General features: G+C 75.9%; 1 pseudogene. It reads right to left on the reverse strand.

What is annotated here, in order from left to right:
* Positions 1 to 461 (reverse strand): annotated as a pseudogene (locus tag FF041_RS38320) (DUF2637 domain-containing protein); the annotation flags it as partial.

Consider the following 461-nt stretch of genomic DNA (forward strand, 5'->3'; position numbering starts at 1 on the left):
CCCTCCGGGCCGGTCAGCCCGGTCGGTGCGGTGTCCGTGGCGGGTCTGCTGTCCGGTTCCCCGGACGGTGCGGCCTCGTCGCGGCCGGTGTGCTCGGGCTCAGGATCGGGCAGGGTGACCGGCTGTCCGCTCCGGTCGGCCGGGGTGTCCCCGCTCGGGGTGACCGGGCCAGTGGTGACCGGGTGGGTGTCCGGGGCGGAAGGGGCAGGCGCGGTCAGTTCGGTCACCGGGTGTCCGGCCGCCACTGGGGCCGGTCGGTCACTGTCCGGCGGGCCGGTCAGTTCCGGACGCTCCCGGTCAGTTCGGTCGGTCAGCCCCGGCCTGTCGGTGGTGACCCGGTCGGTGCGGACGGTCAGTGTGTCCGGCTGTCCGGGGTGTCCGGGCCGGTCGGTCAGTGCGGGCCCAGTGGGCTGGCGGGCGATGAGGATGTAGAGGTGGACGGCCCCGGCGAGGGCGAGCGG

This window comes from Streptomyces jumonjinensis (assembly GCF_009600885.1).
Classification (GTDB): Bacteria; Actinomycetota; Actinomycetes; order Streptomycetales; family Streptomycetaceae; genus Streptomyces; species Streptomyces jumonjinensis.